The 23,583-nt window shown below is 42.1% G+C and carries 18 protein-coding genes; 5 read left to right on the top strand and 13 right to left on the bottom strand.

What is annotated here, in order from left to right:
• Positions 1-110 precede the first annotated feature (110 nt).
• Together ACE1CI_RS24495 and ACE1CI_RS24500 are read right to left on the bottom strand one after the other, a co-directional pair.
• On the bottom strand, positions 111-1,718 hold the full coding sequence (locus ACE1CI_RS24495; protein WP_496615780.1) for an NAD(P)H-hydrate dehydratase: 1,608 nt from the start codon (positions 1,716-1,718) through the stop codon (positions 111-113).
• A gap of 27 nt (positions 1,719-1,745) precedes the next feature.
• On the bottom strand, positions 1,746-2,912 hold the full coding sequence (locus tag ACE1CI_RS24500) for a hypothetical protein (protein WP_413267865.1): 1,167 nt from the start codon (positions 2,910-2,912) through the stop codon (positions 1,746-1,748).
• Between the two features lie 301 nt (positions 2,913-3,213).
• On the opposite strand from ACE1CI_RS24500, the gene mnmA reads away from it, so the two are divergent.
• The gene (gene mnmA / locus ACE1CI_RS24505; RefSeq protein WP_413267864.1) at positions 3,214-4,275 is read left to right on the top strand and encodes a tRNA 2-thiouridine(34) synthase MnmA; all 1,062 of its coding nucleotides are present in this window, start codon (positions 3,214-3,216) and stop codon (positions 4,273-4,275) included.
• Positions 4,276-4,405: 130 nt separating this feature from the next.
• Here mnmA and ACE1CI_RS24510 read toward each other — a convergent pair whose 3' ends face one another.
• Complete coding sequence (locus ACE1CI_RS24510; RefSeq protein ID WP_413267863.1) at positions 4,406-5,236, bottom strand: DUF4351 domain-containing protein; 831 nt, start codon at positions 5,234-5,236, stop codon at positions 4,406-4,408.
• A 198-nt stretch (positions 5,237-5,434) separates the two neighbouring features.
• Between ACE1CI_RS24510 and sat the strand changes: the two genes are divergently transcribed.
• The 3 genes from sat (at position 5,435) to ACE1CI_RS24525 (ending at position 10,057) form a co-directional block, all read left to right on the top strand.
• Positions 5,435-6,613: a sulfate adenylyltransferase gene (sat, locus tag ACE1CI_RS24515; RefSeq protein WP_413267862.1), complete on the top strand. Its 1,179-nt coding sequence runs from the start codon at positions 5,435-5,437 to the stop codon at positions 6,611-6,613.
• A gap of 215 nt (positions 6,614-6,828) precedes the next feature.
• Positions 6,829-9,099 (top strand): caspase family protein, encoded by a 2,271-nt coding sequence (locus ACE1CI_RS24520; RefSeq protein WP_413267861.1) that lies wholly within the window; start codon positions 6,829-6,831, stop codon positions 9,097-9,099.
• 4 nt (positions 9,100-9,103) lie between these two features.
• Positions 9,104-10,057, top strand: coding sequence for a TPR end-of-group domain-containing protein (locus ACE1CI_RS24525; protein WP_413267860.1), 954 nt, complete (start codon positions 9,104-9,106; stop codon positions 10,055-10,057).
• A 31-nt stretch (positions 10,058-10,088) separates the two neighbouring features.
• Here the strand turns inward: ACE1CI_RS24525 and ACE1CI_RS24530 are convergent, their stop codons facing one another.
• From ACE1CI_RS24530 to ACE1CI_RS24550, 5 genes are all read right to left on the bottom strand, one after another.
• Positions 10,089-11,858, bottom strand: coding sequence for a PAS domain S-box protein (locus ACE1CI_RS24530; RefSeq protein ID WP_413267859.1), 1,770 nt, complete (start codon positions 11,856-11,858; stop codon positions 10,089-10,091).
• 438 nt (positions 11,859-12,296) lie between these two features.
• Complete coding sequence (locus tag ACE1CI_RS24535; RefSeq protein WP_413267858.1) at positions 12,297-13,103, bottom strand: LCIB family protein; 807 nt, start codon at positions 13,101-13,103, stop codon at positions 12,297-12,299.
• A gap of 79 nt (positions 13,104-13,182) precedes the next feature.
• Complete coding sequence (gene glsA / locus ACE1CI_RS24540) at positions 13,183-14,214, bottom strand: glutaminase A (protein WP_413267857.1); 1,032 nt, start codon at positions 14,212-14,214, stop codon at positions 13,183-13,185.
• 5 nt (positions 14,215-14,219) lie between these two features.
• Positions 14,220-14,978 (bottom strand): MinD/ParA family ATP-binding protein, encoded by a 759-nt coding sequence (locus tag ACE1CI_RS24545; protein WP_413267856.1) that lies wholly within the window; start codon positions 14,976-14,978, stop codon positions 14,220-14,222.
• A 279-nt stretch (positions 14,979-15,257) separates the two neighbouring features.
• On the bottom strand, positions 15,258-16,265 hold the full coding sequence (locus ACE1CI_RS24550) for an outer membrane protein (RefSeq protein ID WP_413267855.1): 1,008 nt from the start codon (positions 16,263-16,265) through the stop codon (positions 15,258-15,260).
• A gap of 291 nt (positions 16,266-16,556) precedes the next feature.
• Here ACE1CI_RS24550 and ACE1CI_RS24555 point away from each other — a divergent pair, with 291 nt between their 5' ends.
• The gene (locus tag ACE1CI_RS24555) at positions 16,557-16,922 is read left to right on the top strand and encodes a hypothetical protein (protein WP_413267854.1); all 366 of its coding nucleotides are present in this window, start codon (positions 16,557-16,559) and stop codon (positions 16,920-16,922) included.
• Between the two features lie 163 nt (positions 16,923-17,085).
• Here the strand turns inward: ACE1CI_RS24555 and guaA are convergent, their stop codons facing one another.
• The 5 genes from guaA to ACE1CI_RS24580 all read right to left on the bottom strand — a co-directional run bounded on the left by guaA (position 17,086) and on the right by ACE1CI_RS24580 (position 23,546).
• A complete protein-coding gene (guaA, locus tag ACE1CI_RS24560; RefSeq protein WP_413266452.1) occupies positions 17,086-18,693 on the bottom strand; it encodes a glutamine-hydrolyzing GMP synthase in 1,608 nt (535 codons plus the stop codon).
• Between the two features lie 235 nt (positions 18,694-18,928).
• Positions 18,929-20,170, bottom strand: a complete 1,242-nt coding sequence (gene cbiD, locus ACE1CI_RS24565) for a cobalt-precorrin-5B (C(1))-methyltransferase CbiD (protein WP_413266451.1) — start codon at positions 20,168-20,170, stop codon at positions 18,929-18,931.
• A gap of 92 nt (positions 20,171-20,262) precedes the next feature.
• Positions 20,263-21,420, bottom strand: a complete 1,158-nt coding sequence (locus ACE1CI_RS24570; RefSeq protein ID WP_496615781.1) for a hypothetical protein — start codon at positions 21,418-21,420, stop codon at positions 20,263-20,265.
• A 229-nt stretch (positions 21,421-21,649) separates the two neighbouring features.
• Entirely contained in the window at positions 21,650-21,976 is a 327-nt protein-coding gene (locus ACE1CI_RS24575; RefSeq protein WP_413266449.1) for a hypothetical protein, read from the bottom strand.
• 13 nt (positions 21,977-21,989) lie between these two features.
• Positions 21,990-23,546 (bottom strand): DUF4231 domain-containing protein, encoded by a 1,557-nt coding sequence (locus ACE1CI_RS24580; RefSeq protein WP_413266448.1) that lies wholly within the window; start codon positions 23,544-23,546, stop codon positions 21,990-21,992.
• Between the last annotated feature and the right edge of the window lie 37 nt (positions 23,547-23,583).

The raw sequence follows: 23,583 nt of genomic DNA on the forward strand, positions 1-23,583 counted from the left end.
GGGTGGGCTCGCAACCGCAGGTGCAAGATCTCAGTATTAGTTAATTTTCCCGCTCAAGTTCGTTGTGACGACTTCAGTCGTTCTCTCCCTACATAATAGGACTGAAGTCCTCACAACAGACCGGACAATACAGGATTTAAAAACTGCGTCAAAGTAAACGCATCCACACCTAATTCTGTCCTTTCCTTCGCCGCTAAAATACCAGCTTGCGCGTGCCACCAAGCTGCAATTACCACTCTTTCAACCAGAGAATTAATATTAGCAGCAACCCCTTGCGCCAACAATCCACCAATCAATCCGGTTAATACATCTCCACTACCACCACGCGCCAAAGCTGGCGTACTTTCGGGAATAATCCAAACCTTACCAGAAGCATTTCCTATTGCCGTTCTTGCTCCTTTTAATAATACAATTGAGCCAGTTAATTCTGCCGCTTTTTTCACTGCCTCAACTCGATTTTGTTGCACATTTTCAATATCAGGAAATAACCGTTTAAATTCTCCAGCATGAGGAGTTAAAACAGTTGTGACTTGGCGGTTTTGTAAAGTCGAAATCGTTCCCAATTGAGCTAAAATATTCAAACCATCAGCATCTAAAATTACAGGTTTATTGTTAGCTAAAACTTCCTCTACAATTGTAGTTGCTTCTGTTGTGATACCGGGACCACAGGCGATCGCATCATAACTCCCCAAATCCACTGCTTGTGGTAAACTAGCGATCGCACCACTCTCCGTTTCCTCACAACCAATAATTAACGCTTCCGGCAAATGGGAAACCAACAAAGATTTCAAAGATTCAGGAACAGCAATAGAAAGCATTCCTACACCGCTTCCTCTCGCGCCTAAACCAGTTAAAATTGCCCCTCCAGCATACTTCCGCGAACCACAAATTAACAGTAAATGCCCTTGTTTATACTTATGCGTAACCGCCGGACGAGATAGCGGCAAATGTTCCTTAATAAACCCTTTAGTGACTCGCTGAATTTGCGGCATTTCTCCCAAAATTGCCGTAACATCTGCCAAGGGAATATCAAAATCAATTAACTCCGCCTTACCAACATATTCTAAAGCTTGATCTTGCAATAATCCCAACTTCCACAAACCCAAACAAAGAGTATGATTAGCCTTAATAGCTGTTCCTAAAACCTCCCCCGTATCCGTATGTAAACCCGAAGGTAAATCAATACTTATAACGAGTTTAGACCATTCATTTAACCCATTAATTGTTTCTGCAAGATTATCTTTAATTTCTCTTTCTAACCCAAACCCAAATAAGCCATCAATAATTAGGTCGCAATCTTGTAAATCAGCAATATCTTCTACATAACAAATCCCTAAACTTTGGGCATATAAATCATGTTGTGCCGTCAAATCTTTTAACTTAGAAAAAGGGCGATAAATCTTAACTTGATAACCGCGAAAATGCAACTCCCGCGCCACAACTAGCGCATCACCACCATTATGACCCGGCCCCACCAAAACCCCAACTCGCACCAAAAATTCAGAAAAATCTCTTCTCCCCTCCCCGTTAGACGGGGAGGGGTTGGGGGTGGGGTTTAACAACAATGGAAAAAGCGACTGCACCCGTTGAGAAATTAACCCAGCCACTTTTTCCATTAAAGCTGCTACAGGCATTCCCCCCGCAAAGATGCGCCCTTCAATTTCCCGCATTTGGGCTGCGGTAACAGCTATTTGCTGAATTCTTTCATACCTGTTCATTGACTCAAAGTAGAAGATTTGCGAATTTTAATTGGCATTATTAATTATGACACTCCCAACCCCATAATCTTGCAAAGAAGCTACCCATTGTTGCGCTACTTGCAAATTATTGAAAGGGCCAACTATCAATTGGGATTTATTAGCATTAGCTTCGATGATCACTTGATTTTCTGTGCCCCTATCTGTAGCCATTTGCCGCGCTAGGGCTTCAATAGCAGCCAATTCATCTGGACGGATGGGAATTACCAACCTATAGGAAGTTTGAGGTGCAGAAGTAACAGCAACTGGTCGAGTTTGAACTGGCGTAATGCGATCGACATTATTTTGAACTCGATTAACGCGATCGACATTATTTGATATATCTGATTCTAATTCCACTCCAGCAAAACGATTCTGATTTCTTGTTATTCTTGGTTCCAATTGTCTTACTGGACTTTCATAAATTCCACCCCTCAAACCATTACTCCGCAATTCATTAACCAGACTTTGCGCTTCAGTAAGATTGTCAAATCGTCTTACCAAAATTACATTTCGCCTACCAATTTGCCCCACTGTAGCATCTGGTTCTAAAGACTGCACCTGATCTAAAAGTGCAATTCTATCATCACCACGTCTAATTCGCACATATACAAGATAGCGGTTGTCTGGAACTACATTACCCGATTCATCGCGCAGAGGCTGATTAGACCGAATCACATCCATTTCCACAGGAAGACCTTTTTCCTGTAATGCCACAACAGCACGGCGGGCACCACGCAAATCACTCTGCGTAACTACAATCACTCGTCTTCCTCTGGAAATCAGTAATGGGAAAGCAGAGCGTGTTACTTCTTGTTGGACAAATACTAAAAGTTCATCACTATAAGCAGGCACATAAACTCGATAAAGTCGAGGATTAAATCTGTCTGGAAATTGTGCCAATTCTATACTATTAGCATCAGCTTGGCTGATTAAGTCTACCTTAAAATTCTCAACATACCTTTGGGTAAAAGTTTGAGTAACTACACAGCATTCCTCAGAAGATCTCGTTGTATGTCTTGCTTCGGCTTTACCTTCAGTAACTACAGTAAAAAATCCTCCCATCAACAAAGGTAACAGAGATAGCAGCGCCGAAAAATTGCTCATCAGTTTACCCAATGACCAAAACTGCAACTCGCCAATTCCCCGCAATTCATGTCTCCGATTTGTAGTCATACTCGTTTTTACTCCTTTCGTCTTAGTTTCCCGCACCCTAGCCACAAACTTAGTAATTAATCTAACCCAGAGGATATAACATTGATTCCTAACTGGAATAGTTATTAATAAATTTGTGGCTAGTAATTGCGGCTAGTAACCCAAGCCGGGACAAAGTAACAGAAATATATGTTCCCTGTCGCCTGTTGCCTGTTGCCTGTTCCCTTCCCTGGGCTCTGGAAATCCTTAATAGAAAGATTTTTGGAAAGAATGTTACCTTAGAGAAAGCCCCGAAACAATTGGGCAAAGTCTTAGTATGCTTATGAACAAAGTAGTAGTTGGCCTCTCCGGTGGTGTAGATAGTTCTGTTGCAGCAGCCCTGCTTCATAATCAAGGATATGAAGTAGCAGGGTTGACCCTTTGGTTGATGAAAGGCAAGGGTCAATGTTGTTCTGAGGGGATGGTCGATGCTGCTTTCATTTGCGAACAGCTGGGCATTCCTCACCATATTGTCGATAGCCGGGAAGTTTTTCAAGCCCATATAGTTGATTATTTGGTGGCAGGGTATAGTGACGGTATTACCCCTCTGCCTTGTTCCCAATGCAACAAAGCAGTAAAATTTGGCCCGATGCTGCAATATGCTCAAGAAAAATTGGGCATTAATAAAATTGCCACAGGTCACTATGCGCGAATTACTTACAATGAGGAAAGCGATCGCTATCAGTTGCGACGGGCAGTTGATTTAAGCAAAGATCAATCCTACTTTTTATATGACCTGCCCCAAGAATTGTTAGCAGCGACTATTTTTCCTTTGGGCGAGAAACTGAAGACAGAAACTAGAAAAATTGCAGCAGAATACGGTTTAAAAACTGCTAGTAAGCCGGAAAGTATGGATTTGTGCTTGGTAGAAAGCAATGGTTCCATGCGGGCGTTTTTGGATAAGTACATTACACCCCAAAAAGGAGAAATTGTTGACCAGTCCGGCAATGTTTTAGGACAGCATGATGGCGTACATCACTATACAATTGGACAACGCCGAGGTTTAGGAATTGCAGCGGCAGAACCTTTGTATGTGATCGGTTTGGATGCTGTCAAAAATCGTGTGATTGTCGGTACTCGTGATAGTGCTAACAAAACAGAATGTGTTGTACAACGAGTTAATTGGGTTTCCATTACTGAACCAGCTGCACCTATTCGCGCCGAAGTGCAAATTCGTTATCGTTCTTCAGCAACTCCAGTAACAGTAATTCCTCTGGAAAATTCCCGCGTCAAATTAGTTTTTGACGAACCCCAATTTAGCATTACTCCCGGACAAGCTGCGGTTTGGTACGACGGAGATATGGTGTTAGGTGGGGGAGTTATTGAGAAGGGTGTTGGGGACTAGTGATTGGGGACTGGGGACTGGGAAATTTTTGAATAGGGGCATTTCATGAATTGCCCGTACAGATTTTTCAGTTAGGGAGAAAGTTTTCAGTTTTAAATTTTCTCCCTTGTCTCCTCTGCCCTCCTGCTTTTTAACTTTGCTGTTCTAACCAATTGACTAAATCATCTAAACTGGAAAAGTCTATTTGGGCATCGATTAAGGCTTCTAATTGAGGGATTGGTAAAGAGCGAATTTTTTCTGCTAATTCCAGGGGTATTTCTCCGAAGCGTCGTGTTAGGATGCGGAGAAGTGCGATCGCTTCCCCTCGTTGTAATCCTCTTTGTAAACCTCGCTCCAGAATATCTTGGTAAATTACAGATTCTTGCATCAGTTCCTCCCGAAATAATCTCCGAATTAAACTTTTTTCAAATCGCAAACCTGCTATAATTTCAGCTGCCGCTGCTAGACTTTGCTTTTGTGCTGGCTCTTCTAGCATAGCGACTTGTTGGGCAACTTGTTCTAATAAGTTGGTAGGATTATTGCTACGGGTTAAAGGTGCCAAAGGTAATAAAGCTGGTTCAGCTAAAAAAGGTGTAGGGTCTTGTTCCCATAAGCGAATTATCCGATAACTGTGTTGCGTATTCTGCCTCTCAAATCGGTTAACAAAAACTTGTTCTGACGTAGTTTCTTTGAGAAAGATTACCACTTGCTCAATGTCACAGTTGTATTGTCCATACAAAAGTACCCAATATTTGAGCATCCGGTAAGGAAGAGGAGGCTCAGAATAAGGTAAAGTTTGGAATTCTAAGTGTAGAATTTGATTGTCCGTTTGCAATAAAATCAAAGCATCAGAACGGATTGGTTCAGGAATAATTTCCGTTTTCAGGACGCGCACGTTAGTTGGATTAATATCCAGCAACCAGCGAACGAAATTTGAGGCATAAGTTTCCGCTAGATATTTACAAAGATTGTCGTATGCCAAAATTAAATAAATTATAGGTCAAGAAAAATTGTACATTTTTAATGTGATTTGGTGGTTAAATTAATTCTGCATGATATTTTTTCTAACCTTGATCCCTTCCCCATTCGCCAGACTCTACTAAATTAAAACTGCTCACAATGTTCACATAGCTTGGTAGGATCATTTCTTGGAGCAACAATCGGAAAACCTAAATTAATTATGAGTCATACGACCGATGGCATAGCCCCTCATGGTGGTCATTTAATCAATCGCATTGCTACAGCACAGGAAAAAGCAGAATTTCTCGCCCAAGCAGATGTTTTACCCCGCGTCCAACTCGACGAACGTAGCTATAGTGACCTAGTAATGATTGCCATTGGTGGCTTTAGTCCCCTGAATGGTTTCATGCAGCAAGCAGACTACGAACAAGTGGTTACTGATATGCGCTTGGTGAATGGACTACCTTGGTCAATTCCTGTCACTTTGTCAGTATCAGAAGAAGTCGCAGAACCGTTAAAAGAAGGAAATTGGGTACGTTTGGACGATCCTGATGGGCGGTTTGTGGGTGTGTTGGAATTAACCCAGAAATATCGCTACAACAAAGCCCATGAAGCTATTAATGTTTATCGCACTGACGATATTAAACATCCAGGCGTACAAGTTGTTTATAACCAAGGGGCAATTAATTTAGCTGGCCCAGTTTGGCTATTACAACGCGATGCCCATCCTAATTTTCCTAAATACCAAATTGACCCTGCTGAATCTCGTCAACTGTTTAAAGATAAAGGTTGGAAAACAATTGTAGGTTTCCAAACTCGTAACCCCATCCATCGCGCCCATGAGTATATTCAAAAATGTGCTTTAGAAGTTGTAGATGGGCTATTCTTACATCCTTTAGTTGGCGCGACTAAGGAAGATGATATTCCGGCTGATGTGCGGATGCGCTGTTATGAGATTATGCTGGAACATTATTTCCCGAAAGACCGAGTAATTTTGGCAATTAATCCGTCTTCAATGCGTTATGCTGGGCCAAGGGAAGCGATTTTCCACGCTTTAGTTCGCAAAAACTATGGCTGTACTCACTTCATCGTGGGACGAGATCATGCTGGTGTGGGTGACTATTATGGCACTTATGATGCTCAGTATATCTTTGATGAGTTTGAGCCTGGGGAGTTGGGCATTGTGCCAATGAAGTTTGAACACGCTTTTTACTGCACTGTGACTCAAGGTATGGCAACGACGAAAACGAGTCCGAGTACGCCAGAACAGCGGGTTCATCTTTCAGGAACTAAAGTCCGAGAGTTGCTGCGTCGGGGTGAACTTCCACCACCAGAATTTTCCCGTCCAGAGGTAGCAGCAGAATTGGCAAAGGCAATGCGAGTGCCAGTAGAAGCTTAATTGGTTGTTAGGTAGTGGGTAGTGGGTAGTGGGTACAATTCTTTTTGCTTAAAGGGGAAAGGGTAAGGGGAAAAGGATTGGAACTTTAATGAAAGCTCTTGAATGTTTAACTTTTTCCGATTACTAATTACTAATTACCAACTACCAACTACTAACTAGCAACTACCAACCACCAAATAACGTCGTTGCGTCTAAGAATTTAAATAATTAACAACATGATGAAGCGCAGGACTTTTTTGCAAAAATCTGGTATAGTGCTGGGTGCGTTGGGCTTGAGTCAGGCTGGATTGTCGTTTTTTAGCGATCGCTACTATCAAGCTTTAGCACAGTCTAGTCCGCGCCAGTTGGCTTTGCTAGTTGGGATTAATCAATATTTATTCAGTACACCATTAACAGGTTGTGTTACTGATGTGGAATTGCAACGGGAACTTTTAATTCACCGTTTCGGTTTTCATCCTAGCGATATCCTGACTATTACAGATTTACAAGCGACTCGACAAAATATTGAAACCGCTTTTTTGGAACATCTCACCAAGCAGGTAAAACCTGGTGATGTGGTGGTTTTTCACTTTAGCGGTTATGGTAGCCGTTTCGGAAAAGCAACATTACCGGAAAGCAGCAATTTAGGGGAACAAAAGAATCAGAAAGAATCTCCGGTAACTAATTTGTTATTGCCTGTTGATGGGATTATTCAAATTAAAAACCAGCCTGTGGTTAATGCTTTGACGGAAGATACTTTGTGGTTGTTGTTGCGATCGCTCCCCACTGACTTAGTAACTTCGGTGTTAGATACTAGTTATACTGACGGTGGGATTATCTTACAAGGCAATCTGCGCGTTAGGTCTAGACCATCAATTCTTACAGGAGAAATTACCCAAGAAGAGTTGGCTGTACAAGACCAACTTAAACAAAATTCGCAAATAATTAGCCCAAATCCCGGTATTGTTTTAGTCGCAGCGAAACCAGAACAAGTGGCGACGGAAGGGCAAATAGATGGTTTTAGTAGTGGATTTTTTACTTATGCTTTAACTCAGCACCTTTGGCAAGCTACTCCCGCTACTACTGTGCAAATTAGCTTAAATCGAGTGGCGGGAACTGTTGAACAATTAGTCGGAAATAAACAACAACCGCAAATTTGTAGCCAAACTAATCCGAAACAAAAGTTACTCACTTATCATGTTTTATCTGAAGAAATGGTAGGTGCTGATGGTGTAGTAATGGCGGTGGAGGAAAATGGGAAAACTGCCCAATTGTGGTTAGCAGGATTACCTGCAAAAGTGCTGCAATATAGCCTTAATTCTTTGTTTACTACTGTAACACCAGCGAATGAGACCAATCAAAATACGCCTCCTTTGCAACTAGCTATTCGTTCTCATGAAGGTTTAAAAGCTAAGGCGCGGGTTAATTCTTCTAATCCTAATGAAATTAGTAAACTACAAGTCGGACAATTAGTACAAGAAGCTGTACGAGTACTACCTCATAATATTAGTTTGACTGTGGCATTAGATAGTTGTTTAGCCAGAATTGAAAGGGTAGATGCTACTAGTGCTTTTTCGGGGATTCCTCATGTAACATCAGTAGTAGCAGGAGAACAGTCTGTTGATTGTTTGTTAGGTCGAGTTTCTACTACTGAGTCACTTTTGGCGCGTGCAGAGTCGGATTCACTAGGAGGAATATCTGCGCCTTTACCTAAGAGTAGCTATGGTTTATTTTCTCCTGGTTTGTCGCCAATTCCTAATACTTCTGGAGAAGCAGGAGAAGCAGTAAAAACAGCTGTTAATCGTTTAGTACCAAAATTGCAAACTTTGTTGGCGGCGAAGTTGTTACGCTTAACTGCAAATGAGGGTTCTTCGCGGTTGGGAGTACAAGCTGTTTTAGAAACGATCGCACCAAGCGAACAAGTCTTGATGCAACGCAGTACAGTTAGGGCACCTTGGCCTACTCCTACGGCTAGTCTATCATCAACTGCACCAAAAGAAGCGATCGTTAATTTACCCATTAGCAGTTCAATTCAGTACAAAATACATAATTATGGGAATGCGCCAATTTACTTTATTTTATTGGGAATAGATGCTAATGGTTGTCCGATCGCTCTGCTTCCTACTAGATCCACAACTAATCTTAATGAACAAGGTAGCAAATCTTTTGCGTCTCCAGTAATTAATCCCGGTGAAACTACTATTATTCCCTCAGCTAATAGCCCTTTTAAATGGGTTGTCCAAGGGCCTCCAGGTGTGGTAGAAATTCAATTAATCTTCAGTCGTGCGCCTTTTAACCAAACTTTAGAAACTTGGGAAAATGCCAAAAGTTCTGCTTTTGGTCGTTTAACTACTTTAGCAAATCCTTTAGAAGTGGCTCGGTCAATTTTAAATGATTTACATCAAGCTAGTGGTAATATGACTGAAGCGATCGCCACATCTCCAGATACCTGGGTTTTGGATGTGAATAATTGGGCAACTCTCAGCTTTATTTACCAAGTAGTTTAGGAAGATGAAAAATCATCTATTTCTGGCTAAATTAACCCTTTTAGGAATGGCGCTGATTACTGTTGATGCAACTGCACAACCAAAACCTCAGCTAGTTACACTAACAGTTTCAACAGGGCAAATTATCGCCCAAAAATTGTCGCCTCTGGAACGTCGAGAACTGCAAATATTACGACAAGAAAGGCAAAAATTTCAGCAAGAAACCCAAATTCGCAATTTAGTTCAAACAGAAGTCGATCGCGCTTTTAGTCGCACAACCACTTTAATTACTATTCTCCTGTTGGTAATAATTTTATTTCCTGTAGCTATGGCGCTGGGGCTTTGGTTGTTGCGTCGTAGTATCATTAATCAGTTAATTGGTGAAATTCAACAAGAATTACAAACAGAAGTAGCAAAGCAAACTGCTACTTTTAAACAGGAAATGGAACAATTACAAAGCGAATATATTAATTATTATTCGCCATTACAAACCGGAGCAAATTATTATCCTGATGTGGCAGATAACTTGGTTACTGAAACTTCGGAAAATCAGCAATTTGTTAATTCGGGAACCCAGGATTTTATGACCGGAGAAACTCAAATTTTAATGGCACAAGATCAATATGAAATCTCTAACTTAACTCACAATGAGCCAATAGAACCAGAATTAAATCACAGCCAAACAGAAGTTTTGACTGTTGAAGATTATTTAAATTTAGGTAATAGTTATTTGGCGAGAAGTCGTTATCAAGAGGCGATAGACGCTTACAATGCTGCCTTGAAATTAGATCGCAATTTGCCAGAAGTCAGATATCAAAATGCTAAAGCTTATGCTTTAAGAGGTAGTATCAATCCCGCTATTGGTAATTTGCAATGGGCGATCGATCTCGATCCCCAATACAAACAAATTGCCCAAACTGATCCAGCTTTTGCTTACATCCGCAATGATGAACAGTTTCAACAATTAGTTAATGATTAACAAAAACTTCCCTCGAAAGTTCAGTTATAACTTAACTCCAAAATTCGTCTAGGTTCACTTCTGCTATCTCCTGTTGCACCTCTTGAAAATAGCTACTTCCAGTAAGCATAGCTACTTCCTTTTCCCGTTTCTTATGATCGATTTCAATTTTCAATTCTTCTAATTGTCTTCTCAATTCATCCTCACGGCGTTTCCGGTCTGTAATATCTTGAATCATACCTTCGTAATATAATAGTTGACCTGTATGATCGCGAACAGCACGGGTGTCCTCTTGAATCCAGATGATATTACCATCTTTTTGATAAACCCGATATTCAAAATCCTTGACCTGATCGTTTTCTTCTAATTGACGTTTAAACTCTGCTTGATCTAGAGGATCGACATAAATTTGCGTACCAATATCTTTAATAGTTTCAATCATTTCTTGGGGTGAATCATACCCATATATTCTTGCCATTGCTGAATTGATGTTGATATAATACCCTTCAGGACTAGACTGAAAAATCCCTTCTAAAGCATTTTCAAAAATGCTGCGATAGTTTTCTTCTGCTATTCGTAGTGCCTCTTCTGCTCGTTTGCGATCGCTAATATCGCGCACCATCACCAGCACCTCATTTTCTCCTATAACTATCACCCGCACCTCTTCATCAATTAACTGCCCATCAATCAGCAATTGATGTTCATACATCTGTAGTGTTTTCGTCTCCAGTGCCCGTTTAATGGCATCCATACGCTGTTGTGCTTGGGCGGGTGGTAGAGAATCGTAAACTGTGGTTGCGTTTAAAGCAATATTATCTCCTGAGAAACGCTTCACCCTTCCCGCACCGACTGCATCATCCAGATAAACCCCATCGCCGCGAACTCGTAACAATAAGTCAGGAATAGCTTCAATCAAAGCACGGTTTGTTGCTTCACTTTGTTTTAGCGCTTCTTCGGTTTGTTTGCGATCGGTAATATCAATTCCTACAGATACGGTAGCACTACCTTGTTGGTATTTTTGGGCTGCGATTATATAATATCGCTTTTGCTGATTAATCTCAAAATCAATAATAGAAGATGCGGAATTTTCAGGACTGTTAATAAACTCGCGCAAGAAGCTTGATAACTTATCATTTTCTTGGATAAACCCTAATTTTTTACCAACAAAAGCTTCTGGAGACAAGTTAAATTTTGCAGCTAAATGGCGATTTACCCCCATGTAAGTACCCTCCGAATCAATCCAAGAAATAGAACCCGGAACGGCATCTAAAACCGCCTTTAGTTGTTCTTTCGCACTAGCTAGTTCTTGCTCCCTTGCTTGAATAGTTTGAAAAGATTCTTGCAGTTGTGTGCCCATGAAGTTAAATGATTGGGCTAATCGATCGATTTCCTCACGGGTAAGAACAGGTGCTTGTTGATTCAGATTACCGCCAGCCAATTCTTGTACAACTTGAGTCAGTTTAACAACAGGCAAGAGAATAGATTTCGCCACTAAAAATGCTGCTAAAATCACCACCAACAAAGTAACAAACCCGAAAACAATGACTATTATTTTTAATGCTATTAAATAAGACAAGGCTTCAGAAGTATTAATTTGTAATAAAATACTTCTATTCAAAAAAGGTAAATATCTCCAATCTGCGGCAATTGTTTGACCGTCAAAAACCTTACTTTGTGCAATATAAACTAAATTATTCTTAACTTCTTTTGTTTGAGAAGTTCTGGTAATAAAGTAAGTAATTGCCGTCACTGAAGTTAGCGGAACCAAAGCGATAAATAAAAACCAGAGCAGTAGTTTATTAACAATTTTTTTACTCTTCATCTACCTTGCCTCCTATTTTTCCAGTATTCATCAACCTAGATTAGCCCAATTTTTGTTCCACCGCCGATCGAGAAAATTTAAAAACATATCCCATTCAACTTTAGAACGAAAAATAGGATAGGTACAGGATAAATAGGTTTATATATTTCCAAACAATTTCAAACTGTCCATCTTTTTTGAGCAAAAATACCTGGCGATTAGAAATCACGGCTACAGGACTTACGCACTAACCCTAAATATGGTGGAATGGTGCGTTACATTAGCATTAACGCACCCTACGGATAGAGGCTTTGCTGCAAGGACGGGGCTTGTATCCCATTTTTTTGGTCAAGATCAAACTTTCTTGCTTCTTAACAGTTGTAATTTCATTTGTCAAGGTTCTAAACAGCCATACTCATTTTATTCTATGGCGATTCTTTCCGAGCTTTCATTAATTCTCTAGTAACTATCTTCATTCAAATTTTGCTTACCACCAGGAATATCAGAACCTACCACATAAAAATCTTGAGGATAAATCCAATGCGTGTCATGAGGGCCGTGAATTTGAATTCCGGTCATCACTGCATAATTGAAAATAGAACTATCCAAAGAACTTAAGAGTTGCTCAACATCTTGAGAAATAATCTGACTAGCCAATTTAGTGATTTCCACCAAATCGGGTTTATCGCCATATTTAATTGTTGAAAGAATTTTTTGGCGGATAATTGATTGTTCAATATCCTGCATATCGGTCATTAGCTGAACATGACCAGATTGTAGTTCTTTAACTATTGCTTCCAGCGCCCCACAAGCATGGGAAGCTTTTTGAATACCATCTCGGTAAACTTTGCCAATTTCACCATGTCGGGAAATAGCAATGTGGGGCATTGCATAAAAAGTAAATCGCCTTGTGCCATCAACGATCGGAGTGTGGTCTGTTGCTGCGGCTAAACCTGTTTTCCCCATCATCACAAAGCCTGCTAAACTGCAACAATTGAATGTTTTTCCCCAATATTTAATTACTTCATCAATTAAAACGTCAGTGATTTCGTCCCGACAAATTGCCACCATTCCGATCGTTTTACCCTTATCAAAGCCATAAGAATTTAGAGTTTTGTAAGTGTTTTTAATGTAGTCTGCCATTGGCAAACTGCCGGGAAAATGAGTTTGCAGAGTTTCGTAGAAAACTGGATTACTGCTAGGTGCATATCCATCTATTGCTTGAAAAATTTCATCCCGCAGCTTATCAAAGTAATTGAATTCCATAAATGTTAAATTTTGAATTACTAAAGTTGGTTTTTTTACTTTCTTTCAAGCATTGAGGATTTTTAGCTAAACACTCTGTCTACCAATCATTAATACCACTACCTCCGGCAATCCATTGCTGTAAATCCCGTTCTGATTTTGCCACGTTAAACAAGTGCAAGCCAAAATCCTGCGACAAGTCTTGACAAACTTTGATGCCCCGGACGCTATTTCCTTTTGCATCTAAGAGGGGTGAAAAGGTGCCAATACCCAGTTTTCCCGGAACAACTGCTGTAATCCCACCGCCTACACCACTCTTGGCAGGCATTCCCACTCGATAACACCACTCGCCAGATGCGTCATACATTCCACAGGTAAGCATCACGCTGATCACATCCTGCACGTAGCGTTCATCGATCGCTCTTACCCCCGTAACGGGATTCACACCGCCATTCGCCAGAGTTGCCGCCAGCATTGCCAAATCCTTCGCATTCACCAAAATCGAACATTGCTGAAAGTAGAGATCCAAGGTTTCATCAATTTTGTCGCTGATCATACCGAAATTTCGCATTAGGTATGCCATTGCGCGATTGCGGAAGCCTGTTGCCTTTTCTGACAAAAAAACGGGAACATTGATGTCATGCTCCCGCCCAGTGTAGCGTTTAAACATTTCCAGCAGTCGTTTCAGGCGCTCAGTGCCGTTTTGACCTTCGATCAAGTCAGCTGTAGCAATGGCTCCCGCATTTACCATCGGGTTATAGGGACGGTTGGTTGCTTCATCGAGCACAATGGAATTAAATGCTTCCCCCGTAGGTTCCACACTCACCTTGCTGTTGACATACTCGCGCCCGTGATCCTCTAGGGCTAACCCGAAAACAAAAGCTTTAGAAATCGATTGAATCGTAAATAGCTGGTCGCAATCTCCGACCTCAAACACCTGTCCATCCTTTGTCACCACACAGATGCCAAACCATTCCGGCTTTGCTAGCGCCAGTTCGGGAATGTAGTCCGCGACGGCTCCATCGTTGAGCTTACGATACTTTTGGTACAAGTCTGTCAAATAATTCCGAAAAGGTGAAGTGACGGCTGTGATGGAACTAGCAAGGGACTGTAAATCTCCAAAGTTAGACATGATGCTCAACCCTCAATGATTTGCTGCGCTACCTTACGAAACTCTTGACTCATCGGGTGTTCTGGGTAGGTTACACAAAAAACACCTTCACTCGCTAGTTGAACCACATCTTCCGAAAGCGGAAAAACTCCAGCAACTTTCTCCTGGTAAGTTTCCTCAACTTTCTGTTTCAACGCTTCTGGGTTGAGCTTACTATGGACTTTATTAATAGCTAGTAGCATTTTGCGAACTTTCAATTGCCGTGCCACATCGACAGTTACAGCAGTTCCCTGATAGTCTTGCTTGTCAGGACGCAAGATTAAGATGAGAAAGTGGGAAATAGCGATCGACAAAAACGTTTCTTTTGACAATCCAGGGTGAGTATCAATAAACAAATAATCCAATTGCAGCGACTTAACTAAGCTGCGAAACCCATCATTCATCAGCCTGACATCATAGCCATCTTTGAGAATGCGGGCAATATCATCCGCTTTCACACTAGAGGGAACTAGATAAAGCTTACCCGATTGGGTTAACCCAACATTGGCGCTGACATCGTAAGCTGCATCTTCGATCGGACTATCACCCCAGAGGTAGTTATTCAGAGTTTTACCCATCTGTTCGGGTTCTAAGCAAAACAGATTATGAATACCGGGCGAGGGAACATCTGTATCTACCACACCAACCCGATTCCCTTGTAAGGCAACAGTCGTTGCTAAGTTGGCTGTAAAGTTAGACTTGCCCGTACCACCCCGATAAGAGTGAATCGAAACGACTTTAGGCATCTTTATTCATGTCAATAGCAAAATTACAACAAGTGATATATCAGCTGGCATCTTTATGTCAATAGCAAAATTACAATTAGTGATACCATGTCTGGTTGTCCCAAACTGTATAGTTTGTATACTTTTAGACGCAAGTTTAAAAGATCGGCTTGGACTTTGGATATAAATAATTAGGGCTTGCTGAATAAGTCTGTTGGTTAGGGTAGGGACGATATAAACATCATTTACTGTAGAGACGTTTCATGAAACGTCTCCACATCTCTTAAAATTCAAACAACATTAAAACACAATCCGCGCCCCAAATTGTAAAGAATTAGTTGTGAAACTATCACCTTCAACCCGTTGAGTACCTCGCTCAAAATCTTGTCCACTGATACCAAGTAATCGATATCCCACAAAAACATTAACATTATCAGTTAGTTGGTAGCCAATACCTACTTTAAATTGATAAGCAAAAGCGGTGTTTGAACCGGATAATGTTGGTGTATTAGCCTGCACAATATCCTCAGCTGAGAACGTAGCAGCACCTAAACCTCCACCAATGTAAGGTCGAATCCTCCTAGTCAAAGGGATGTCATAATAAGCATTCAGCATATAGGCAAAAGTTTGAAAATAACCGCCTATCCTGGTAGAAGTTCCATTCTCCAACTCTATTTCCTTCGCATCATTTCTTCCATAAGTAAATTCTGCTTCAACGCGGAAATCCCGTAACTTATAACCTAAAGCTCCACTAACACTAAATCCTGTATCAGTTTTAATTGTGCTAGGTTCTGTTACAGAGGAAACAGTGTCAATATTATATCCAAACATCAGTCCGGGGGTGATAGAAATATAAAATCCGCGATCGGGAATTATTGTTTGTTTGGTTGCTTGACTGAAAAATACTGGTTGATTTTGCGTATTAGGTAATGATTGAGCCTCAGTACCACTTAAATCCTGAGCTTGCGTAGAATTAGCTTTTAATTCCCTAGCAGTAGCTCCGCTGAGGTTGAGTTCTGGTACTTCAGTTATTCTCTGCTTTCTCTTTTGGAAATCTTCTTGATTTTGCTCTTGACTAACACTGAAATTTGCTAAATCTATGAAGGAAAATGACGGATTGATAGCTTCTAAATTTTGAATATTAGTGCTATTTTCTTCTGCGTGAACTGCTGGGATTCTTATCAAAGTGGGAACAACTAAAGAGGTAGTTATTCCCAGTAATAAGTTGTAGTAAAATTTCTGCTTCAAGTTAAACATCCTCACTACCATAACTACACCTAGCAGAATATATATCAGTAAATATTCCATTGTCAATACCCATAGCAGCTTTTCAGCCTTTTTAAATTGTTGAAAAGCTGTTGATGATTAAAGGATAAAATTTGATTTGTTTACCAAGGCAAAAAAGCTATTTTCTAGAAATAATTAATCAAAAAAATTAGTTTGGCTGATTCTCAATAATCGCCAAACAAACTCTACATCTATTCGTCACTGCGGAATGTTTTTAGGCAAAAGTTACAATAAATTCAAATATCCTGATAATATTTAAAGTTTATCCATAAATTTTAAATATTTATCTAAATTTTGTATATTGGCAAACTAATGACTTCAATTATAGGTGATACTTTTAAGGTAAATACAGTTACGAATAGTCAGCCAAAGATAAATATCCGGGTATCAAATATTCTCTTCAGTTTGCTTGGTGATAACCTTTGTCAGGAGGTGTTACTGATGAAAATAGAACGACCAAACGCAAATTCGCCCACCCCTGAAGAATTGCAAGATTTAGCAAGACTCAAAACAGCTATTGAGCAAGTAATTGCTAATGGCAAAGTCAGTAAGGCAGAGTGCGAGAGAATTAAAGGAATTATGTGGGCAGATGGCAAAATTACCCCTGAAGAATTGGAGTTATGCCGCACCATGATTTACAACAAAATTAGCAACGGTGAACTGGAGTGGGAGTATTAGGGACTAGGGGACTAGGGAGGGTTTAGGGGTTAGGGGGTAGGGGGTAGGGAAAAACTCCCCTGCTCCCCTGCTCCCCTGCTCCCCTGCTCCCCTGCTCCCCTGCTCCCCTGCTCCCCTGCTCCCCTGCTCCCCTGCTCCCCTGCTCCCCTGCTCCCCTGCTAGCTTATTCCCATTCGATCGTTCCTGGTGGTTTAGAAGTAATATCGTAAACCACTCGGTTAACTCCAGGAACTTCATTGACAATGCGATTAGCAATCAGTTCTAACAAATCGTAGGGTACTCTTGCCCAGTCTGCTGTCATGCCATCTTCGCTTTTCACGAAGCGGAGGACAATAGGATAAGCATAAGTACGTTGATCGCCCATTACACCAACGCTACGAATGGGTAGGAGAACGGCGAAAGCTTGCCATAACTCGCTATACATTTCGTGACGGTTGATTTCTTGACGCACGATTAAATCTGCATCGCGGAGAATATCTAACCTTTCTTCGGTAACTTCGCCTAAAATGCGAATAGCGAGTCCCGGACCTGGAAAAGGATGTCTGTTGACGATCTCTTCTGGTAGACCGATCGATCTTCCCACTTTCCGCACTTCATCTTTAAAGAGTTTCCGCAGCGGTTCAATCAACTTAAATCGTAAATCTTTCGGTAAACCCCCAACGTTGTGGTGACTCTTAATTTTCACTGCTACCCGTTCCCCAGTTTTGGGATCGACGTTAGTATCAGCAGATTCGATTACGTCTGGATAAAGTGTACCTTGGGCGAGGTAATCAAAAGGCCCAAGTCTTCTTGATTCTTCTTCAAAAACGCGAATAAACTCGTGTCCGATGCGACGGCGCTTTTCTTCGGGATCGGTAACTCCGGCTATTGCTTGTAAAAAGCGATCGCGTGCGTTAACATACTCTACCGGAATATGAAATTGTTCGTGAAACAATTTTACCAACCGTTCTGGCTCATATTTCCGCATAAAGCCTTGGTCGATAAACATACAAGTTAGCTGATCCCCGATCGCTTTGTGCAGCAAAAAAGCTAAAGTAGAAGAATCTACACCGCCCGAAAGCGCCAATAATACTCGTTTATCGCCAACTTTTGCCCGAATTTCCCGCACAGATTGTTCTACAAAAGCCGCAGTTGTCCAGGTTGGTTCACAGTCGCAAATGTGATAAACAAAATTACGGATTAAAGCTAAACCACAAACCGAGTGAACTACTTCTGGGTGAAATTGTACACCGTAGAGTTTTTTCTGGTGATTAGCGATCGCTGCTACGGGAGTATTCGCCGTGTGTGCCAAAATTGCAAACCCTTCTGGCAAAGCTGTGCAAGAATCTCCGTGACTCATCCACATTGTCGAACCATCTTCCACATTGGTCAACAAATCTGTGGGATCGTCAATAACTAGTGATGCTTTGCCATACTCACCTCGTTCGGCGCGTTTAACTTCGCCGCCAAGTTGCTGCACCATTAACTGCATTCCGTAGCAAACTCCTAAAATCGGAATGCCTAACTCCCAAATTTCTGGGTCACAATGGGGTGCGCCTGGGTCATAAACTGAATTAGGGCCACCAGAAAGAATGATCCCTTTGGGATTGAGTTGTTTAAGTTGTTCGGCAGTAGTGCGATAGGAAAGAACTTCAGAATAAACTTGAGTTTCGCGAATTCGACGAGCTATTAACTCGGAGTACTGAGAACCAAAGTCCAAAATCACGATTATTTGGCGGTTCAGTTCACCCAAAGACTGGGGAGAAAGCGGTTGAGATGTCTGTACTGTCACTGATAAATCCAAAAAGTTAAAGATAGAGTGTCAAGAAGGGAAAAGGTTAAAGGTTACAAGGTTAAAGGTTTGAATCTAACTTTGCTCATTCCCCTTTTCCCCTTCCCCTTGTACAAAGCTAAAAGTTTGTCTTCTTATATTTTTGTTAAAAATTCCTAAAAACGTATATAGATTTTACAAGCTTGATGTCAGAGAATTACATCTTACCTAATATCTTATAGGTATTCTCACCAATTTAACACATCTGATTGAGTAGCTTAGTACCAATTTTACTTTTAACGATTATTTGGCGTTGGCGATCGAACAAAACCGAACCCACACTCACTTGCTGTTGAATCTGATTATAGATATAAGTTTGGGAGCGATCGTCAATTGCTTGAGCAATGGAGTCATAAACCTGTTCTACCCAATTACTACCATTTTCCGCGTCCAAAGCCCGCAGATAATTTAAAGCTGCATCAGCAGTTGACTGGGCAAAAACCCGCTGTAACACCGGAGTCGGTAAACCTACTTTGGCACAATGCGCCGTAAAAATCTCTTGCCTCCCATCAGCGAGGTGATGGTGAGTGTGAAAAATTCCCCCCGCTAACTTGATCAGTTTACCGTGATAACCAAACAGCAAAATTTCCCTCAACCCTTGTGTTCCGGCTTCTACCAGCATAGGCCCTAACCAATTGGCAGTTTTTACCAATCTTTCTGGTGAAATGCCCAGCTTCAAAGCAAAGTTTAAACCATTTTCCCCAATGCAGAAAACGATCGCAGGTGAGTTATTGAGTTGTTTAATTTTTTCTTTGAGTTCTTCGAGGGAGATGTCTAGTTGACCGGAGGCACTCAGGGGTTGAGAAATGCCGCTGGTGCCAAGTAGGGAGAGTCCTTCGACGACTCCGAAAGCCGCGTTTGATGTGCGAAGGGCTAATTGTCTTCCCTCTGGCAAAATAATCGTAACAGTAATTCTCTCCTCTGGAGTCAGCAACCGCGCCAAATTCCCCTGTAAAAGCTGCCTTGCATAAGCATAAATCGCCGCCTTTCCCTCAGTCTCAACTATTCTCCCAATTCCTTCGCCACCTTTCAAAGTTATGGGGGACTCTTGACTGGGGGGGTGGGGAGGTAGGGAGGTGGGGAGATAGGGAGGTGGGGAGAGTTGTTTATGTAGATTTGGGATTCCCCCCATCCCCCCATCCCCCCATCCCCCCATCTCCCCTGCTCCTCTGCTTAACTCTACCATTGCCCAAATAGGCGTATTGCGTGTGAGATCGAGATTATCGCCAGGATCGCTGCGAGTAATGGCTAAGGCTGTTGTTTCACCAATGCCGCTGACTTGTTCGATCGCAATTTCCACAGTTTCGGCAGGATTAATTAAATCTACCATTACAGATGCGATCGCTTGGCGTTGTTTTAACCATTGCAAAGCAGCGATCGCACTGGCAGCAGCAAAAACTGGTAACGTATAGCCAGAACGAGGTTTCTCGTTAATCATTATTAACAAAAACTCAGAACTCCTTACCTAAAAATAATCGAAAAACACCCAGATTTTAGGTAAGGTTTAATAGCGCCGCTCAAGTCTCAACCTCAGCTAGCTGGGAAGTGTGCTAAGAGGTCTTTGCCGTCAATGATGGTGGCAGTGAAGACGAAATTGCGATCGGCTAGATAGCGGGGGTCTGACTTAACGATCGCCATAAACTCCCGATGTCCCTGTTTCGTCCTACCTACCTGACAGCCTGCACTCCATTTTCCGATGTCTGAATGAGGGTTGTCACCTCCCCAATGTTGGTTAATGGCGAATACACCTGAGTCTATCGGTTCACCAGCGTCACGGGAACCATTACGATTTGTATCACGATGGACAGTAACCGGATTGCATTGCACCAGAGCCTCATGGCGGCTAGCGTGTCCGTGCATTCCGACGCGCCATGAAGTGTATTGCCCAAATGCGATAATTGCCGCACCTTTGGGGTTCATGGGATTCTTTACATAGTACTTACCGGGGTTAGTCGTCGCTTCCCAACAGCCGATCATTACAGGCTTGCCATCTTTGAACTCAATAACGGTGCGAAGGTCGTTCCAGACATTGAGGGCATTGTTATTGAGCGTTCCGTCTGGGTTCATGCCTTCAATGTAGACAATATTCTTGTGTCCAGGTTCTCTGTCAATTCTGTAACCCTTCTTCTGGCAATAAGCAATGATTTTCTCGACCAGAGTCTTGGGCTTGGTTGGGGCAGCTGCGAGTTTAGAGCCTTGAATTTGGACGTGCTCACCATAGATAAACCAAACTTGCTTATCCTGGAATGGAGATTTCAGCGTGACTCGGACGTGGTGAGAGTCTGCAAGCGCTATCTGAGTGATCTGCAACTGCGTCCCAGCTTTGACACTGATTTTTTCGTTTGCTAACAGCTTGGTGGAGGGAAACGAGCAGTTCTTAAACACTGTGTCTGAAGCTACCGTCAGACTAAAATCACCCTGTTCTGTCTGATCGTCCTTGAGTCCGAGTGCTTCTAGAAAGTACAGAATTGCCGCACAACCTGGATCGGTATCATAAGTCTTGGTCTGATTAGTTCCAGACCAAACAAAGGGCGTAATTCCCTGGTCATCTTTGCCCTTGAAGTCGTTGAATTTATCGAAGGCGAGTAAGCGAGCGGCGGAATTGGCTGATATTTGGTCAGCTTGAATCGCACTCAGCTTGCGGGTGACTTGCTCTAAGAATTGGCTAGAACCCTCGAAGTGCGTCAATGCGTGCAAGATGCCTACCCAGTACCAGGGTATGTTGGGATAGTAGCACTCAATTTTTTCGTAAAAGCCGCGATCGTAACACAGCTTCTCAGCAATTTTCTCTAGGTCGGGGATAAGATTGGACTGGATTTTGCAGTTTTGCCACAATTCGGTATACTTGTCCAGAATAGTTACAGTATTAGTCATTTTTGCGTTCCTCTTGCAACTCTATCAATTAGGTGAAATGTTGTTAGCTTGTGCTGTCAAGCTCTAAGTTCCAGTCTGGTGCCTCTCTTCTATTATCTTGATGCCTCATGTCCGATCGCAATTCTGGATATCGCACCTCTTGATTTTTAACTTCTTCTATCTGTTGGCAGAGGCTATAGATGATGATGGGATCGCGGACAATTTCAGCCAGGATACGCGCTTCATTGAAGTCTTTGATATCGGTACTTAGGTCACGCAATACCAACTCAGCTAGATCGGGACTAAGTTCCATTTCTAGGGAGATGCTGATCGAAATATCTTGCCCAATTTTGTTTACTTCGATCGAGTACTTTTTGTTGTTACGAATCATAAATTTTGTTTCCTTATGCTAATGCACTGTAATATCTCTGTGCGTGTCCAGCAATTTTATCAGCTCTGTCTAGAGCGTTGATAATGCGGCGTGCATTGCGAAAGTCGCGGGTGCTGCCTGAGATGTAATGAGATAGCTTCTTCCCAGTGAATGTGCCATCTCGCATTCCCATGACCATGATTCTGGCAGCGATCTCCATGTCTGCGGCTTTTTCTGGACTGCTCACCAAGTCAATGCCCAATTTCTGAGACCACATCTTGTAGTTAACTCTGCCAGTGACTTGACAGAATCCGCGACCCTTAAACCTTACACCGTCTCCAGGCTGGGTGTTTCCTAAATCTCTGCGTCCTTCGTAAGCCTTGCCGCTGGCGAACTCAACCATCCACTGCCCTAAATGCGACTCATGTTCCGATGTCGCAAAAACATAAGCGATTTGTCCGGGATCGGTAACTCCACACTCCGCACATTCCTTAAGAATTAGGGGAACGGACTTTTCTGCATAAGGCTTTAATTCTTTTGGTACTACGCTTAAAACAGCGGCTACCTTAGCTGGGTCTACTTTGTTTGCTGGGGTACTGGTTGTTGTAGTTGTTGTACTAATTGTCGTTGTCGTTGTGGTTGATGTCGTACCTGACGGTGGCTGATTTGAATTATTGAGCGCACGTATGGGATTGTTCGTCACCTTAGTTAGAATCTCGTTAGCGCTGAGGTACTCTACTGTTTCAGCTTTGACAGTCGTGCTGTCGTGATCTTCTTGACCGTCATGGAAATCCATCAGCAAATTATTGGCGTCAGGTAGCTTTTCTGCTGTAACTTCCACAACTTGGTCTGCTGGGTTTTCCTCCTGTGCGTTCTGAGCTTGAGCTGCTTGCTGTTGTTCCAACTGCTGTTGTTCCAACCGCTGCCTTTCTTCTTCGATCCGGCGCTTCTCTGCCTCTATCTGTTGACGTTGTGCTTCATACTGCGCCTGTAGCTCTAACTGCTTGTTGAGAAATTCCCTGGCTCTTTCGGCATTCTGTTCGGCTTCTTCTTCGGTTTTCTTTTTGCTATCTTTTTGCCTTTGCTCTAAGTTAGTTATAAAGCCTTCTACATCTTGCTTAATATACTGCTCGACGCGCTCAGCAAAGGTACTGTAAGCATCAGTATGGTCTTCATAGTCACGATAATTTCCAGTTAGTTGAAAGTACTCCCAACCCTCAATTTTTAAGCTTTCGGCAGTGTTACGGTAGGTGCGGTAGTTCTCACCATAACCAAAAAATTCTTCTAATGCAGCGGATATCGCTACGGCTTGACTGACACCAAAAGCCGTCCAACCCAAATATATTTGCCAGCGCTCATCACCTTTCCCTAAACCAACTAAAGCTGGAATAATTACCCCACCAATGATAGTAGTCAATCTGAGGGCGTAATGGCGATCGCGGTTTTTCGTGGCTCTTCCCTCCAACCACAATACTTGGTCAAGCCAGCGCTGCTTGAGAAAGTCTTTTCGCAACTCTGATAAGTCCAGTTGGTCTATCAGTCCACCCAAAGTCTGTTTCAGGTATTGACGATAGTCGTTTTTCTTTGCCATGAGTTTTAAATTTCCCCTGTGCTAATATTTTTTCCCT

Source organism: Floridaenema flaviceps BLCC-F50 (genome assembly GCF_041929275.2).
GTDB lineage: Bacteria > Cyanobacteriota > Cyanobacteriia > Cyanobacteriales > Aerosakkonemataceae > Floridanema > Floridanema flaviceps.